General features: G+C 70.5%; 16 protein-coding genes. 13 read left to right on the forward strand and 3 right to left on the reverse strand.

The annotated features are described in order from the left end of the window. Positions 1–276 precede the first annotated feature (276 nt). The 4 genes from ACFYV5_RS00590 to ACFYV5_RS00605 all read left to right on the forward strand — a co-directional run bounded on the left by ACFYV5_RS00590 (position 277) and on the right by ACFYV5_RS00605 (position 3,876). A complete protein-coding gene (locus ACFYV5_RS00590) occupies positions 277–930 on the forward strand; it encodes a response regulator transcription factor (RefSeq protein WP_355106214.1) in 654 nt (217 codons plus the stop codon). Between the two features lie 4 nt (positions 931–934). Continuing rightward, positions 935–2,170, forward strand: coding sequence for a sensor histidine kinase (locus ACFYV5_RS00595; protein WP_389162636.1), 1,236 nt, complete (start codon positions 935–937; stop codon positions 2,168–2,170). 395 nt (positions 2,171–2,565) lie between these two features. After that, entirely contained in the window at positions 2,566–2,862 is a 297-nt protein-coding gene (locus ACFYV5_RS00600; RefSeq protein WP_003955561.1) for a DUF4193 domain-containing protein, read from the forward strand. A 12-nt stretch (positions 2,863–2,874) separates the two neighbouring features. After that, entirely contained in the window at positions 2,875–3,876 is a 1,002-nt protein-coding gene (locus ACFYV5_RS00605; RefSeq protein WP_355106220.1) for a hypothetical protein, read from the forward strand. A gap of 30 nt (positions 3,877–3,906) precedes the next feature. On the opposite strand, the gene ACFYV5_RS00610 is transcribed toward ACFYV5_RS00605, so the two are convergent. Further along, a complete protein-coding gene (locus tag ACFYV5_RS00610) occupies positions 3,907–4,431 on the reverse strand; it encodes a DUF3093 domain-containing protein (RefSeq protein WP_389162640.1) in 525 nt (174 codons plus the stop codon). A gap of 58 nt (positions 4,432–4,489) precedes the next feature. Between ACFYV5_RS00610 and ACFYV5_RS00615 the strand changes: the two genes are divergently transcribed. The 8 genes from ACFYV5_RS00615 to ACFYV5_RS00650 all read left to right on the forward strand — a co-directional run bounded on the left by ACFYV5_RS00615 (position 4,490) and on the right by ACFYV5_RS00650 (position 11,903). Next, complete coding sequence (locus tag ACFYV5_RS00615; protein ID WP_389162643.1) at positions 4,490–5,074, forward strand: PaaI family thioesterase; 585 nt, start codon at positions 4,490–4,492, stop codon at positions 5,072–5,074. Next, positions 5,074–5,604: a dUTP diphosphatase gene (gene dut, locus ACFYV5_RS00620; RefSeq protein ID WP_389162646.1), complete on the forward strand. Its 531-nt coding sequence runs from the start codon at positions 5,074–5,076 to the stop codon at positions 5,602–5,604. The genes ACFYV5_RS00615 and dut overlap by 1 nt, the downstream gene beginning before the upstream one ends. A gap of 1 nt (position 5,605) precedes the next feature. Next, positions 5,606–6,376 carry a DUF3710 domain-containing protein gene (locus ACFYV5_RS00625; protein ID WP_389162648.1) on the forward strand — a complete coding sequence of 257 codons (771 nt, stop codon included), beginning with the start codon at positions 5,606–5,608 and terminating at the stop codon, positions 6,374–6,376. A 146-nt stretch (positions 6,377–6,522) separates the two neighbouring features. Then, the gene (locus tag ACFYV5_RS00630) at positions 6,523–7,251 is read left to right on the forward strand and encodes an ABC transporter ATP-binding protein (RefSeq protein WP_389162651.1); all 729 of its coding nucleotides are present in this window, start codon (positions 6,523–6,525) and stop codon (positions 7,249–7,251) included. Between the two features lie 120 nt (positions 7,252–7,371). Then, complete coding sequence (locus tag ACFYV5_RS00635; protein ID WP_355106232.1) at positions 7,372–9,918, forward strand: sensor histidine kinase KdpD; 2,547 nt, start codon at positions 7,372–7,374, stop codon at positions 9,916–9,918. Positions 9,919–9,991: 73 nt separating this feature from the next. Further along, positions 9,992–10,678 (forward strand): response regulator, encoded by a 687-nt coding sequence (locus tag ACFYV5_RS00640; protein ID WP_355106234.1) that lies wholly within the window; start codon positions 9,992–9,994, stop codon positions 10,676–10,678. Positions 10,679–10,736: 58 nt separating this feature from the next. Further along, complete coding sequence (locus ACFYV5_RS00645; protein ID WP_329114953.1) at positions 10,737–11,135, forward strand: OB-fold nucleic acid binding domain-containing protein; 399 nt, start codon at positions 10,737–10,739, stop codon at positions 11,133–11,135. 3 nt (positions 11,136–11,138) lie between these two features. Continuing rightward, positions 11,139–11,903: a DUF3159 domain-containing protein gene (locus ACFYV5_RS00650; protein WP_389162657.1), complete on the forward strand. Its 765-nt coding sequence runs from the start codon at positions 11,139–11,141 to the stop codon at positions 11,901–11,903. Between the two features lie 116 nt (positions 11,904–12,019). Here ACFYV5_RS00650 and ACFYV5_RS00655 read toward each other — a convergent pair whose 3' ends face one another. Beyond that, positions 12,020–12,691 (reverse strand): TrkA family potassium uptake protein, encoded by a 672-nt coding sequence (locus tag ACFYV5_RS00655; protein ID WP_355106238.1) that lies wholly within the window; start codon positions 12,689–12,691, stop codon positions 12,020–12,022. Continuing rightward, entirely contained in the window at positions 12,691–13,359 is a 669-nt protein-coding gene (locus ACFYV5_RS00660) for a potassium channel family protein (RefSeq protein ID WP_389162660.1), read from the reverse strand. The genes ACFYV5_RS00655 and ACFYV5_RS00660 overlap by 1 nt, the downstream gene beginning before the upstream one ends. A gap of 236 nt (positions 13,360–13,595) precedes the next feature. Here ACFYV5_RS00660 and ACFYV5_RS00665 point away from each other — a divergent pair, with 236 nt between their 5' ends. Beyond that, positions 13,596–15,647 (forward strand): APC family permease, encoded by a 2,052-nt coding sequence (locus ACFYV5_RS00665; protein WP_389162663.1) that lies wholly within the window; start codon positions 13,596–13,598, stop codon positions 15,645–15,647. Positions 15,648–15,780 lie beyond the last annotated feature (133 nt).

Here is a 15,780-nt window from a genome sequence, read left to right on the forward strand (position 1 = left end):
GGCGTGATCGCGGGGTGTGCAGACGTCCTCCCCACGGCGTTCCTCACAGAAACCTCAACTGGCCCGTGAATCCGGTGAACTCTCCGCGCGCCCCTTTCCGACCCCGTTCGTGCACCCACACGCCCCCCACCCCGCCCGCGTGCCTTCCTGTCCTGGGCGCCACCGCCGTCTTACAGCCGGTTTACGCGCGTACGGGGCAGGATGGACACGCACAGTCAGTGCTCACAAACCGCCCGGTCCGTGTGAAGGACAGGGGCTCGCAGGAAGGAATGCGACGTGCGCGTACTCGTCGTCGAGGACGAGCAGCTGCTCGCCGATGCGGTGGCCACCGGACTGCGCCGGGAGGCCATGGCGGTCGACGTCGTGTACGACGGCGCAGCCGCTCTCGAACGCATCGGGGTGAACGACTACGACGTGGTGGTCCTCGACCGGGACCTCCCCCTGGTCCACGGCGACGACGTCTGCCGCAGGATCGTCGAGCTGGGGATGCCCACCCGCGTCCTGATGCTCACGGCCTCCGGCGACGTCAGCGACCGTGTGGAGGGCCTGGAACTGGGCGCGGACGACTACCTCCCCAAGCCCTTCGCCTTCACCGAGCTCACCGCGCGCGTGCGGGCCCTCGGTCGGCGCACCACCGTGCCCCTGCCGCCCGTCCTGGAGCGCGCCGGGATCAAGCTGGACCCGAACCGCCGGGAGGTCTTCCGCGACGGCAAGGAGGTCCAGCTCGCGCCGAAGGAGTTCGCCGTCCTGGAGGTCCTGATGCGCAGCGAGGGCGCGGTCGTCTCGGCCGAGCAGCTCTTGGAGAAGGCCTGGGACGAGAACACGGACCCCTTCACCAACGTCGTACGGGTCACGGTGATGACCCTGCGCCGCAAGCTCGGCGAGCCTCCCGTCATCGTCACCGTCCCCGGCTCCGGCTACCGGATCTGACCCGGTGGCCGCGACCCCCGCGCCCCCACAGGCGCCCCCGAAACCGACCTGGGACCCCAGAGACCCGGTCAGGCCCCTGCTGCGGCCGACGATCCGCATACGGCTCACCCTGCTGTACGGCGGCATGTTCCTGATCGCCGGCATCCTGCTGCTCTCGATCATCTACCTGTTCACCGCGCAGGCCCTGGGCGAGAGCGCCTCGGAACTGCCCTTCAAGGTCGTCGAGGGCAAGGTCCAGCCGACCACCTCCTGGTGCCAGCTGCCCGTCCAGGGCACCGGTGAGCAGCTCAACGAGGCCGTCTCCGCCTGTCTCCAGCACCAGGGCGACCTGGCGCTGGACGACCTCCTGCGCCGCTCCCTGTTCGCCCTCCTGGGCCTGAGCATCATCGCCTTCGCCTTCGGTTACGCGATGGCGGGCCGCGTGCTGTCGCCCCTGGGCCGGATCACCCGGACCGCCCGCCAGGTGGCCGGATCCGATCTGGCCCGGCGGATCGAGCTGGACGGCCCGGACGACGAGCTGAAGGAGCTCGCGGACACCTTCGACGAGATGCTGGAGCGCCTGGAGCGGGCCTTCACGGCCCAGCAGCGGTTCGTCGCGAACGCCTCGCACGAGCTGCGCACTCCGCTGGCGATCAACCGCACGCTCCTGGAGGTCCACCTCTCGGACCCCGGGGCGCCCGTGGAGCTCCAGCAGCTCGGCAAGACGCTGCTCGCCACCAACGAGCGCAGCGAGCAGCTGGTGGAGGGCCTGCTGCTGCTTGCCCGCAGCGACAACCAGATCGTCGAGCGCAAGCCCGTGGACCTCGCCGAGGTCGCCTCGCGCGCCCTCGACCAGGTGCACGCGGAGGCCACCGCCAAGGGCGTCGGGATCCGCGGCGAGCGGGCGCCCGCCGTCGTCCAGGGCAACGGCGTCCTGCTCGAACGGATCGCCCTGAACCTGGTCCAGAACGCCGTGCGGTACAACCTGGCCGAAGGAGGCTGGGTGGAGGTCACCACGGAGACGCAGCACGGTCAGGCGGTCCTCGTCGTCTCGAACACGGGCCCTGTGGTCCCCGCGTACGAGATCGACAACCTCTTCGAGCCCTTCAGAAGGCTCCGGCAGGAGCGGACCGGGAGCGACAAGGGAGTCGGTCTCGGCCTGTCGATCGCCCGTTCCGTCGCGCGTGCCCACGGTGGCCGTATCATCGCGGAGCCCCGCGAAGGCGGCGGTCTCGTGATGCGTGTCACTCTCCCGATCTGACACACTTCGGGTACCAGCCGGTTCCGTTCGCTTTGCGCGGAATTCCCGGGTCTCGTTTCTGAGACGCTCATGTGTGATCGATCACAGGAACGAACATCCGGCTCTCTACTCTCCGTGATCGAGAATTCCCGCGGAAAACCCGGAAAAGTCCGGGTTTCCGGGGCCCTGGATGACGGGAAGTACACGGGGTGGCGCCCGTGAAGGACAGTAGGTGGACCGTGTACGGTCCCGTTCGCCACCCAAAGCCGATCACTCGCGAGAGGGCCGGTTGGGTGTCGATTGAGTAACAGACCTTGATGTGAGGCAAAATCTCCGCCTCGGGTCGGGCACAAGTCCGGCCTCTCACGCGTTACGTGCGCTGGAGACACCGCAACCACCCAGAGGGGGAGAGCGACATGGCAACGGATTACGACACCCCACGCAAGACCGACGACGACGTCGATTCGGACAGCCTTGAGGAACTGAAGGCTCGCCGGAACGACAAGTCGACCTCGACGGTCGACGTCGACGAGTTCGAGGCCGCCGAAGGCCTGGAGCTGCCCGGCGCGGACCTCTCGAACGAGGAGCTCGCCGTACGGGTCCTGCCCAAGCAGGCCGACGAGTTCACCTGCATGAGCTGCTTCCTCGTGCACCACCGCAGCCAGCTGGCTCGGGAGAAGAACGGCCAGCCGATCTGCCGCGACTGCGACTGAGATCGGTCGGCCGTGGCAGGCGACACCCCGTCTCGGAAGCGACGCTTCCGGCTTCCCGGGAAGCCGGAGGCGTATCAGGGCGGCTCGGACCCGGCGAAGGGAGCTCAGGAGGCCCCTGAAGCCGAGCAGACCGCCCACCTGCCCTCCCTCGGCGCGCGTGACGACGAGCGGGGCCCTTCGGCCTCGCTCGAAGCAGGCGTGACCGGAACGGCCGGGACACCGGAACCGGTGGAACGGGAGGCCCCGCGTAGCGGGCGCCGTCTCGACGCCGTCAAGCGCGTCGCCAATCCGGCGCGCGTCCAGCTGGACCGTATGAAACTCGACCGCGCGCGGATCGACGCCGTCAAACGCGGCGTGAAGCGTGGCGGCGAGAGCGCCAAGGCCGGCATCGGCTTTCTCGCCGACCGGATCATCGAGATCGCCCCCCGCCTTCCCGTACGGGACCTGGAGACCCTGCGCCGCCACTTCCCGGGGCTCGGCCCCGAGCAGATCGCCGACAAGCTCGTCGCGGGCGCCGCCAACGCCAGCTCGACCGTCGGCGCGGGCATCGGCGCCGCGGCCATGCTTCCCGTACCCCCGGCGATGCCGGCCGAGCTCGCGGCGGAGATCACGGGAGTCGCCGCGATCGAGCTCAAGCTCATCGCCGAGCTGCACGAGGTGTACGGCCTGCGGCCGCCCGGCACGCTCACCCAGCGGTCGACCGCCTACCTGACCTCCTGGACGGAGGAGCGGGGCATCGACCCCACCAAGCCGACCACCGTCAACGCGGCGCTCGGCGGACACCTCAAGCGGGAGCTGCGCCAGCAGATCATGAAGCGCATGGTGCGCAACCTGCCGAACCTGATGCCGTTCATGGTCGGTGCCGCCGTCGGCGCGGTGATGAACCGCCGCGACACCAAGAAGCTCGCCGAACACGTCCGCAAGGACCTGCGGCGCCGCCAGGTCCCCTGGGACGCCCTGGGCGGGCTGCCCCCGCTGGAGCAGCCCGAGAACCCCAAGGAGATCGGCTTCTAGGGCTCAGGAGACCGGCTTCCGGATCTCGCCTCAGGAGACCGGCGTCCCCGTCCCGGTGTCCTGGGCCTTCGCGCCCTCGTCCGGGTCCTCCGCGCGCGCGGCCTCCAGGGCCGCGGCCAGGCCCTCCGGGTCACGGCTGGACAGATACACGTACGGCGTCGGGTCCGCCGGGTCGGTCACCTCGATCCGGACCGCGCGCGGGACATAGCTGCGCAGCAGCATGAAGGCGCGCGGGTCGGCCTTGAACGTGCGCCAGGCGCGCGCCTCCTCCGCGTCCAGCACCTCCGGAGCTCCCAGCGCCGTCACCGGGATCCGTGCGTCGCCCGCCACCAGCGAACCGGCCACCACCCGGATCCGCGCCGAGCCGTACGAGGAGACGACGACCGCCGCCAGCGCCGCCGCGACGATCAGCCCGCCCAGCGTCGGGACGGTGCCCAACGGGAACATGACCAGACCGCCGGACAGGCCCAGCAGAGCCGTGATGACCCACCAGGAGCGGGGAGCGGTCAGACGTTCGTCGAAGCGCGGCGTGGAGGACGGTACGGAAGGCTGCATACGTCCAAGCTTGGCACGGCGCGACCTGCCCCTACCCGCGCGGGTAAGGTCTGCGGCTGTGACTGCAACATCTGCCGCCCTCACCCCGCCGGCCGACGCCATACCGCCGGTACGCCACCCCGACGCGCCCGCCCCCGGCGAGCTGCTCGGCGCGCACTACGAGTTCTGCTTCGGGTGCGGCGGCGGGCAGCCCCACGGCCTCCACCTGGAGGCCCGGGCGGGCGACGGCGTGCGCGTCACCGCCGAGTTCACCGTGACCCCCGACCACCAGGGCGCGCCCGGTCTCGCGCACGGCGGCGTCCTCGCCACCGCGCTCGACGAGACCCTCGGCTCCCTGAACTGGCTGCTGCGGGTCATCGCCGTCACCGGCCGGCTGGAGACCGACTTCGCGCGGCCCGTACCGGTCGGCACCGTCCTGCACCTGGAGGCCGAGGTCACCGCCGTGCACGGGCGCAAGATCTACTCGACCGCCACCGGCCGGATCGGCGGGCCCGACGGCCCCGTCGCGGTCCGCGCCGACGCCCTCTTCATAGAGGTGAAGGTCGACCACTTCATCGACAACGGCCGCCCGGAGGAGATCCAGGCCGCCATGTCCGACCCCGACCAGGTCCGGCGCGCCCGCGCCTTCGAGGTGAACCCCTGATGCGTAATCCTGTCGACGTACTCATCCGGCGCCTGGACCCGGACGTACCCCTCCCGGCCTACGGCCATCCCGGCGACGCCGGGGCGGATCTGGTGACCACCGAGGCGGCCGTCCTGGCCCCCGGGGAGCGGGCCGTGCTGCCCACCGGAGTCTCCATCGCCCTGCCGGACGGCTACGCCGCCTTCGTGCACCCGCGTTCGGGTCTCGCGGCCAGGTGCGGAGTCGCCCTCGTGAATGCCCCGGGGACGGTGGATGCCGGGTACCGTGGAGAGATCAAGGTGATCGTGGTCAATCTCGACCCGCGCGAGAGCGTGCGGTTCGAACGGTTCGACCGGATTGCCCAACTGGTCGTCCAGCAGGTCGAGAAGGTGCGCTTCCACGAGGTGGCGGAGCTTCCCGGCTCGGCGCGGGCCGAGGGGGGCTTCGGGTCCACCGGCGGTCATGCCGCCGTGGACGGCACAGACGACACAGACGGCACAACGGGTGGGAATCGATACGCTTCGGTCGTATCCGACCGGGAAGGACAGTGACGTGTTCGGACGTCGCAAGAAGAGTGGTTCCGCTGAGGGCGCGGCGGACGCAGCGGGCGAGGCCGAGCAGGTCGTCGACGAGGTCGAGTCCCGCGACGGCGCGGCCGCGCCGCGCCGGGTGAACCTTCCGCCGGCACCCCGGCCCGACGGGCCATGGGACATCTCCGAGGTCTCCAAGCCCGAGGAGGGGCGGGTGGACCTGGGCGGCATCTTCGTGCCCGGGGTCGAGGGCATGGAGCTGCGGGTCGAGGTCGCGGGCGACGCGATCGTCGCGGCGACCGTCGTCCTGCGCGACAGCGCCGTGCAGCTGCAGGCCTTCGCCGCACCGAAGAAGGAAGGCATCTGGGGCGAGGTCCGCGAGGAGATCGCCTCCGGCATCACCCAGCAGGGCGGCGTCATCGACGAGGTCGAGGGCCCGCTGGGCTGGGAGCTGCGGGCCCAGGTCCCCGTGCAGCTGCCGGACGGCACCGGCGGTGTGCAGCTGGTGCGCTTCGTGGGAGTCGACGGCCCCCGCTGGTTCCTGCGCGGAGTGATCTCCGGTCAGGGCGCGGTGCAGCCCGAGGCGGCCGGTCTGCTGGAGCAGATCGTGCGGGACACCGTCGTGGTCCGCGGCGACGGCCCGATGGCCCCGCGCGACCCGATCGTCCTCAAGCTCCCGAACGACGCGCAGATGGTGCCCGAGGGCATCCAGCAGGAGGAGCAGGAGGGCTCGCGCTTCTCCGGAGGCATGGGTCAGCTCCAGCGCGGACCGGAGATCACCGAGGTCCGCTGAGACACGAGTCGTCCAGAGCCCGGTGGGCCGTATTCCGAACACATCGTCCGGAATGCGGCCCCTCGGCGTCTGACGGACCCTGGCCCGGCAGCCCCTCGGCAGCCCATACTGACGGGCGCACGCGTTCGACGAGGGGGAGTCAGACGATGACAGACAGCAGCGCGCGGTCCGGCACGGCGGTGGTCGAGGACCTGCCCGGCGGACCCATGGTCCGGGTCGAGAACCTGCGCCGCTCGTACGGTACGGGCGCGGCGGCCGTCCACGCCCTGCGCGGGGTCTCCTTCGACATCCCGCCGGGTCAACTCGTCGCCCTCAAGGGCCGCTCGGGCTCGGGCAAGACCACGCTGCTCAACCTCGTCGGCGGCCTGGACACCCCCGACAACGGACGGATCACCATCGGCGGGACCGACCTCGCGGAGCTCGGCGAGAACGGGCTCCTGGCCCTGCGCCGGGACCGTATCGGCTTCATCTTCCAGTCCTTCGGGCTCATCCCGATCCTCACCGCCGCGGAGAACGTCGGCGTGCCCCTCCGACTGCGCAAGGCCGATCCCAAGGAGCGCGAGGAGCGGGTCGCCCTCCTCCTCGCCCTGGTCGGCCTCGCCGACCATGCGGCGCAGCGGCCCGGCGAGCTCTCCGGCGGCCAGCAGCAGCGCGTCGCCATCGCCCGCGCCCTGGCCAACCGGCCCGCCCTGCTGATCGCCGACGAGCCGACGGGCCAGCTCGACGCCGAGACCGGGCTCGCGGTGATGGAGCTCCTGCGCGCGGTGGTCCGCGGCGAAGGCGTGACGGCGCTGGTGGCCACGCACGACACCCAGCTTCTGGGGCTCGCGGACCGGGTGCTCGAGCTGAGCGACGGCGAGATCATCGAGCATTGAGGTCCGGGGCGTCGGGATTCCCGGGGCCGCGTCCGGCCGCCCATCAGAATCCCGTCAATACAGCCGCGAGGCCCTCCCCCTCGTGCGGAATGTCCGTTTCCCTGCACGTAAGGTCATGCCATGGGACGCGGCAGGCTACGGATCTACCTCGGAGCGGCACCGGGTGTCGGCAAGACGTACGCGATGCTCTCCGAGGGACACCGGCGCGTGGAACGCGGCACGGACTGCGTGGTCGCCTTCGTCGAGCACCACGACCGTCCGCGTACGGAGGTGTTGCTGCCCGGTCTGGAGCAGGTGCCCCGCCGCACGCTCGCGTACCGCGACACCACCTTCACCGAGATGGACGTGGACGCGGTCCTGGCCAGGAAGCCGGCCGTCGTCCTCGTCGACGAACTCGCCCACACCAACGTGCCCGGCTCGCGGAACCCCAAGCGCTGGCAGGACGTCGAGGAGCTGCTGGCCGCCGGGATGGACGTCATATCGACGGTCAACATCCAGCACCTCGAATCACTGGGCGACGTCGTCGAGTCGATCACCGGGGTGCGCCAGCAGGAGACCGTCCCCGACGAGGTCGTACGCCGTGCCGACCAGATCGAACTCGTCGACATGTCGCCCCAGGCCCTGCGCCGCCGCATGGCCCACGGGAACATCTACAAACCGGACAGGATCGACGCGTCCCTCGCCAACTACTTCCGCCCCGGAAACCTGACCGCGCTCCGGGAACTCGCCCTGCTGTGGACCGCCGACCGGGTCGACGAATACCTCCAGCAGTACCGGGGCGAACACAACATCCGCTCCACCTGGCAGGCCCGCGAGCGGATCGTCGTCGGACTCACCGGCGGACCCGAGGGCCGCACCCTCATCCGGCGGGCCGCCCGGCTCGCCGAGAAGGGCGCGGGCGGTGAGGTCCTCGCCGTCTACATCGCCCGCAGCGACGGCCTCACAGCAGCCTCGCCCAAGGAGCTCGCCGTCCAGCGGACCCTCGTCGAGGACCTCGGCGGAACGTTCCACCACGTCATAGGCGACGACATACCCTCCGGCCTGCTCGAGTTCGCCCGGGGAGTCAACGCCACCCAGGTCGTCCTCGGCTCCAGCCGCCGCAAGACCTGGCAGTACATGCTCGGCCCCGGCGTCGGCCAGACCGTCGCCCGCGAGTCGGGCCCCGACCTCGACGTCCACATCGTCACCCACGACGAGGTCGCCAAGGGGCGCGGACTGCCCGTCGCACGCGGCGCCCGCCTCGGCCGCTCCCGGATCATCTGGGGCTGGTTCGCCGGCATCGCCGGCCCCGCGCTGCTCACCCTGCTGCTCACCCACGTCGACGCCGACCTCGGTCTGGCCAACGACATGCTCCTGTTCCTGGCGCTGACCGTGACCTCGGCGCTGCTCGGCGGGCTCCTGCCGGCGCTGGCGTCGGCCGCTTTCGGCTCCCTGCTGCTGAACTACTTCTTCACCCCGCCGCTGCACCTGTGGACCATCGCCGACCCGCGGAACGTCGTCGCCATCGCCGTGTTCTTCGCCGTCGCCACCGCCGTCGCCTCCGTGGTCGACCTCGCGGCGCGTCGCACCCAGCAGGCCGCCCGGCTGCGCGCCGAGTCCGAGGTCCTCTCCTTTCTCGCCGGAGGCGTCCTGCGCGGGGAGTCCAGCCTGGAAGCCCTGCTCGAACGCGTCCGGGAGACCTTCTCCATGGAGTCCGTCGCCCTGCTGGAGCGCACGAGCGACGTCGAGCCGTGGACCTGTGCGGCGAGCGTGGGGTCGCGCCCCGTCGAGCGCCCCGAGGAGGCGGACGTGGACATGCCCGTCGGTGAGCACCTGGCGCTCGCCCTGACCGGTCGCGTGCTGCCCGCCGAGGACCGGCGGGTGCTCGGCGCCTTCGCCGCGCAGGCCGCGGTCGCCCTGGACCGGCAGCGGCTCGTCGGCGAGGCCGAGGAGGCCCGCAAGCTCGCCGAGGGCAACAAGATCCGTACGTCCCTGCTCGCGGCGGTCAGCCATGACCTGCGTACCCCGCTCGCCGGGATCAAGGCGGCCGTCTCCTCCCTGCGGTCCGACGACGTCGAGTGGTCCGAGCAGGACCGCGCCGAACTCCTCGCGGGCATCGAGGAGGGCGCCGACCGCCTCGACCACCTGGTGGGGAACCTCCTCGACATGTCCCGCCTCCAGACCGGCACCGTCACCCCGCTGATCCGCGCCATCGACCTGGACGAGGTCGTCCCCATGGCACTCTGCGGGGTCCCCGACGGCAGCGCCGAGCTGGACATCCCCGAGAGCCTCCCGATGGTCGAGGTCGACAAGGGGCTCCTGGAGCGTGCCGTCGCCAACATCGTCGAGAACGCCGTGAAGTACAGCCCGCAGGGCGTGCCGGTGGCCGTCGCCGCCAGTGCTCTGGGGGAGCGGGTCGAACTGCGGGTCGTGGACCGCGGGCCGGGCGTGCCCGACGAGAGCAAGGACGGCATCTTCGAGCCCTTCCAGCGCTTCGGCGACGCCCCGCGCGGCTCCGGAGTCGGTCTCGGCCTCGCGGTCGCCCGCGGCTTCGTCGAGGCGATGGGCGGCACGATCACCGCCGAGGACACCCCAGGCGGTGGACTCACCATGACCCTCACGCTCAGGGCCGTGGCGGGCCGGCGGCCGGAGACGGCCGCCGACGTACCCACACGGGCCGTCCCGTGACCACGCGATCCGACCGCGCGCCCCGTGGCCACGCCGTCCGGCGGCCACACCGACAGAGAGAAGGAAGCCTTCGATGACCCGGGTTCTCGTCGTCGACGACGAGCCGCAGATCGTCCGCGCGCTGGTGATCAACCTCAAGGCGCGGAAGTACGAGGTGGACGCGGCGCCCGACGGCGCCACCGCCCTCCGGATGGCCGCCGAGCGCCACCCCGACGTGGTCGTCCTCGACCTCGGACTGCCCGACATCGACGGCGTCGAGGTCATCAAGGGGCTGCGCGGCTGGACGCGGGTGCCGATCCTCGTGCTCTCGGCGCGGCACACGTCCGACGAGAAGGTCGAGGCCCTGGACGCGGGCGCGGACGACTACGTCACCAAGCCGTTCGGGATGGACGAGCTCCTGGCCCGGCTGCGCGCCGCGGTCCGCCGGGCCGAGCCGGTCGGCGGCGGCGAGGACGGCGTCGTGATGGTCGAGACCGAGGGCTTCACGGTCGACCTGGCCGCGAAGAAGGTGCACCGGGACGGGCGGGACGTACGCCTCACGCCCACCGAGTGGCATCTGCTCGAAGTGCTCGTCCGCAACAGCGGTCGCCTGGTCAGCCAGAAGCAGCTCCTCCAGGAGGTCTGGGGCCCGTCGTACGGCACCGAGACCAACTACCTGCGCGTCTACATGGCGCAGCTGCGACGCAAGCTGGAGGCCGACCCCTCGCACCCGCGGCACTTCGTCACCGAGCCGGGCATGGGCTACCGCTTCGAGCGCTGATCCGGGACGGTTCCGCCGGGGCGGTTCTGCCGTGTGCCGGGGCCGGTACGCTTTCTGTATGAGTGCTGCACCGCGTACAGAGAAGCCGGCAGGGCGCTTCCGCCGGATGCTCGACCGGCTGTCCACCTCGCAGGAGGAGCTGGAGTCCGAAGAGCTCCAGGAGGACGCCGAGGCGTCGGGCTGCACGCGTATCTGCGACTGCTCCGACCGCCAGATAGTCAAGGTGACTGGTACCTTGCGCACGGTCACCCTGCGTCCTCGGGCCGGTGTGCCGGCCCTCGAGGCCGAGCTGTTCGACGGCACGGCCCCGCTGGACGTGGTGTGGCTGGGCCGGCGGTCCATCGTGGGCATAGAGCCGGGCCGCAAGCTGATCGCCTCCGGCCGGATCTCCATGAGCCACGGCCGGCGGGTCCTCTTCAACCCCAAATACGAGCTCCGACCGCTCGGACAGGAGTAGCCGGTGACGTCGCTCGACAAGCCGACGACGGATCAGGACGCCCAGGACGCTCCGGGCGGCCAGGACCCCCAGGACCCCCAGGCGGCGAAGGAGGTCACCGAAGCCGCGCTCTTCGAGGCCTTCGGCGGCCTGCGGGGCATGGTCGAGACGGTCCTGCCCGGCCTCCTCTTCGTCACGATCTTCACGATCAACAAGGACCTGCACATCTCGGCGATCGCGGCGCTCGCGGTCTCCCTGGTGCTCGTCGCCGTCCGGCTGATCCGCCGGGACACCGTCAAGCACGCGTTCAGCGGCGTCTTCGGCGTGGCGTTCGGTGTGGTCTTCGCGATGATGACCGGCAACGCCAAGGACTTCTACCTGCCGGGCATGCTGTACACGCTGGGCCTCGCCCTCGCGTACATCGTCACCACCCTCGCGGGAGTCCCGCTCATCGGCCTGATCCTCGGGCCGGTCTTCAAGGAGAACCTCTCCTGGCGGACCCGTAACCCCGGCCGCAAGAAGGCCTACGCCAAGGCCAGCATGGCGTGGGGCCTGATCCTGCTCGGCAAGTGCGCGATCCTCTTCCCGATGTACTGGTGGGCCGACACGACCAAGTTCGGCTGGGTCCTGGTCGCGCTGAAGATCCCGCCCTTCCTGCTCGCGGTGTACCTCACCTGGGTCTTCCTCGCGAAGGCCCCGCCGCCGATCGACGTCTTCGCCGAGATGGAGGCGGAGGAGGAGGCCGAGAAGGCCCGCAAGGCGGCCGCGGCGCGGCTACCGGAGGCGTGACACCGGCACGCGGATACGCGGATACGCGGTACGCGGATACGGAGAAGGGCCCGGGACCTCGACGAGGTCCCGGGCCCTTTCCCGTACGTGCGTATTATCCGGGGCCGGCCCCTCGGCTACGCGTCGTCGCGGCGGACCGAGAGCAGGTCTTCCAGCTGCTCCTCGCGCGCCTGGGCGGCCACGAAGAGGAGCTCGTCGCCCGCCTCCAGCGTCTCCTCCGCGCTCGGGGTCAGCACCCGCGAGCCGCGGATGATCGTCACCAGGGAGGTGTCCTGCGGCCAGGCCACATCGCCCACCGCCGTCCCCGCGATCGCCGACTCCGGCGGGAGCGTCAGCTCCACGAGGTTCGCGTCGCCATGGCTGAAGCGCAGCAGCCGGACCAGGTCGCCGACGCTCACCGCCTCCTCCACCAGGGCCGACATCAGACGCGGCGTCGACACGGCGACGTCCACGCCCCAGGACTCGTTGAAGAGCCACTCGTTCTTCGGGTTGTTCACCCGGGCGACCACGCGCGGCACGCCGTACTCGGTCTTCGCGAGCAGCGAGACGACCAGATTCACCTTGTCGTCACCGGTGGCCGCGATCACCACGTTGCAGCGCTGCAGCGCCGCCTCGTCCAGCGACGTGATCTCACAGGCGTCGGCCAGCAGCCACTCCGCCTGCGGCACCCGCTCCACCGAGATGGCGGTCGGCGCCTTGTCGATCAGCAGGATCTCGTGCCCGTTCTCCAGGAGCTCGCCCGCGATGGAACGGCCCACCGCACCCGCGCCCGCAATAGCGACACGCATCAGTGACCGCCCTCCTCAGGACCCTCGGCGAAGGCCTCCTCGACCTTCGCGATCTCGTCCGTACGCATCATCACGTGCACGAGGTCGCCCTCCTGGAGCACGGTCTGCGAGGAGGGGATGATCGCCTCGCCCAGCCGGGTGAGGAACGCCACCCGCACGCCCGTCTCGTCCTGCAGCTTGCTGACCTTGTGACCGATCCACGCCGCGGAGGTATGCACCTCGGCGAGCTGCACCCCACCGCTCGGGTCCGTCCACAGCGGCTCGGCGCCGGACGGCAGCAGCCGCCGGAGCATCTGGTCGGCGGTCCAGCGGACCGTGGCGACCGTCGGGATGCCGAGGCGCTGGTAGACCTCGGCCCGCCGCGGGTCGTAGATGCGGGCCGCCACGTTCTCGATGCCGAACATCTCGCGCGCGACCCGCGCGGCGATGATGTTGGAGTTGTCGCCGCTGCTCACCGCGGCGAAGGCACCGGCCTCCTCGATCCCCGCCTCGCGCAGCGTGTCCTGATCGAAGCCGACGCCCGTGACACGGCGGCCGCCGAAGCCGGAGCCCAGACGGCGGAAAGCCGTCGGGTCCTGGTCCACGACGGCGACGGTGTGCCCCTGCTGCTCCAGGGTCTGCGCGAGAGCGGCTCCCACTCGCCCGCAGCCCATGATGACGATGTGCACGTCCCCTTACCCCGCACTCCTGATCGTCTTACTGACCTGCGAATACACCCTGCTCACAACTTTCCTCACCCGACTGGCCCGGGCCGCGGCGGGCAGCGCCCTGCTGTGCTGCCCGATCCGAGCTTATGCGGCAACACCGAACGGGACCTCATCCGAGGTGGCCGGCCGGAAAGATTCCGTATGGATCGGGGGTCGCGGTGAGCATGGCTCTTTTCGAACGCTTACGATCCTCTGTTGTGTCCAAACTGACCGACCTGCCCAAACGGATCCTGATCGGACGGGCTCTGCGCAGCGACAAGCTCGGGGAGACCCTCCTTCCGAAGCGCATCGCCCTCCCCGTCTTCGCCTCCGACCCGCTGTCCTCGGTGGCGTACGCACCCGGTGAGGTGCTGCTCGTCCTCTCCATCGCGGGTCTGTCGGCCTACCACTTCAGCCCGTGGATCGCGCTGGCCGTCGTGGTCCTGATGTTCACGGTCGTCGCCTCGTACCGGCAGAACGTCCACGCCTATCCGAGCGGCGGCGGCGACTACGAGGTCGCCAACACCAACCTCGGCCCGAAGGCCGGACTCACCGTCGCCAGCGCCCTGCTCGTCGACTACGTCCTGACCGTCGCCGTCTCGATCTCCTCCGGGATCGAGAACCTCGGCTCGGCCATCCCGTTCGTCGTGGAGAACAAGGTCCTCTGCGCGATCGCGGTCATCGTGCTCCTGACCCTGATGAACCTGCGCGGGGTGAAGGAGTCGGGCAAACTCTTCGCCATCCCGACGTACGTCTTCGTCGCCGGCGTCTTCCTCATGATCGCCTGGGGCGCGTACAAGGGGATCGTCCTCGACGAGACGATGAAGGCGCCCACCGCCGACTTCGAGATCAAGCCCGAGCACCAGGGCCTGGCCGGCTTCGCGCTGCTCTTCCTGCTGCTGCGCGCCTTCTCCTCCGGCTGTGCCGCCCTCACCGGCGTCGAGGCGATCTCCAACGGCGTCCCCGCCTTCCGCAAGCCGAAGTCGAAGAACGCGGCGACCACGCTCGCCCTCATGGGCGGCCTGGCCGTCACCATGTTCTGCGGCATCATCTTCCTGGCCATGGCCACCGACGTACGGATGGCCGAGAAGCCCGCCCACGACCTGCTGCTGAACGGCGTGCCGGTCGGCGAGAGCTATGTCCAGGACCCGGTCATCTCCCAGGTCGCGGCCGCCGTCTTCGGCGACGGCACCTTCCTCTTCGTCGTCCTCGCCGCGGCCACGGCACTCGTCCTCTTCCTGGCCGCCAACACGGCGTACAACGGCTTCCCGCTCCTCGGCTCGATCCTCGCCCAGGACCGCTACCTGCCGCGCCAGCTGCACACCCGCGGCGACCGGCTCGCCTTCTCCAACGGCATCGTGCTCCTCGCGGGCGCCGCCGCCCTCCTCGTCTGGGTCTACGGGGCGGACTCGACCAAGCTCATCCAGCTGTACATCGTCGGCGTCTTCGTCTCCTTCACTCTGAGCCAGACCGGCATGGTCCGGCACTGGAACCGCCACCTGAAGACGGAGCGGGACCCGGCGCAGCGCCGCCGCATGATCCGCTCCCGTGCGATCAACACCTTCGGCGCCTTCTTCACCGGCCTGGTCCTCGTCGTCGTCCTCGCCACGAAGTTCACCCACGGCGCCTGGGTCGCGCTGCTTGGCATGGTGATCTTCTACGGGACGATGACCGCGATCCGCCGGCACTACGACTCCGTGGCGGAGGAGATCGCCGCCGCGGAGGAGCGCCCCGACGAGTACGTACGCCCCTCGCGCGTCCGTTCCGTCGTCCTCGTCTCCAAGCTGCACAAGCCGACGCTGCGCGCGCTCGCCTACGCCAAGCTGCTGCACGCGAACGAGCTGGAGGCGCTGAGCGTCAACGTCGACCCGGCCGAGACCAAGGCGCTGAGGGAGGAGTGGGACCGGCGCGGGATCAACGTGCCGCTCAAGATCCTCGACTCTCCGTACCGCGAGGTCACCCGGCCGGTGATCGAGTACGTGAAGAACATCCGCCGCGAGAGCCCGCGCGACGCCGTCTCCGTCTACATCCCGGAGTACGTCGTCGGCCACTGGTACGAGCATCTGCTGCACAACCAGAGCGCGCTGAGGCTCAAGGGGCGCCTGCTCTTCACCCCCGGCGTGATGGTGACGTCGGTCCCGTACCAGCTGCAGTCCTCCGAGGCCGCGAAGAAGCGCGCCAGGAAGCACCAGGACTGGAACGCGCCGGGTTCGGTGCGCCGGGGCCCGGTCGAGAAACGGACGAAGGAATCGGCCGGCAAGGGGACGTAGACTGGTGGGGGGGGGGGGCCGGCGCCCCCCCCCCCCCCCAAAAATGTTTGGACCCCACCAGAAGAAAACCCCCCAGTTTTTTTTTTTTTGGGGGGGGTTTTTGTGGGTGGGGGGCGGGCCGGGGCCCCGCGCC

The sequence above is a fragment of the Streptomyces sp. NPDC003035 genome, assembly GCF_042888285.1.
Classification (GTDB): Bacteria; Actinomycetota; Actinomycetes; order Streptomycetales; family Streptomycetaceae; genus Streptomyces.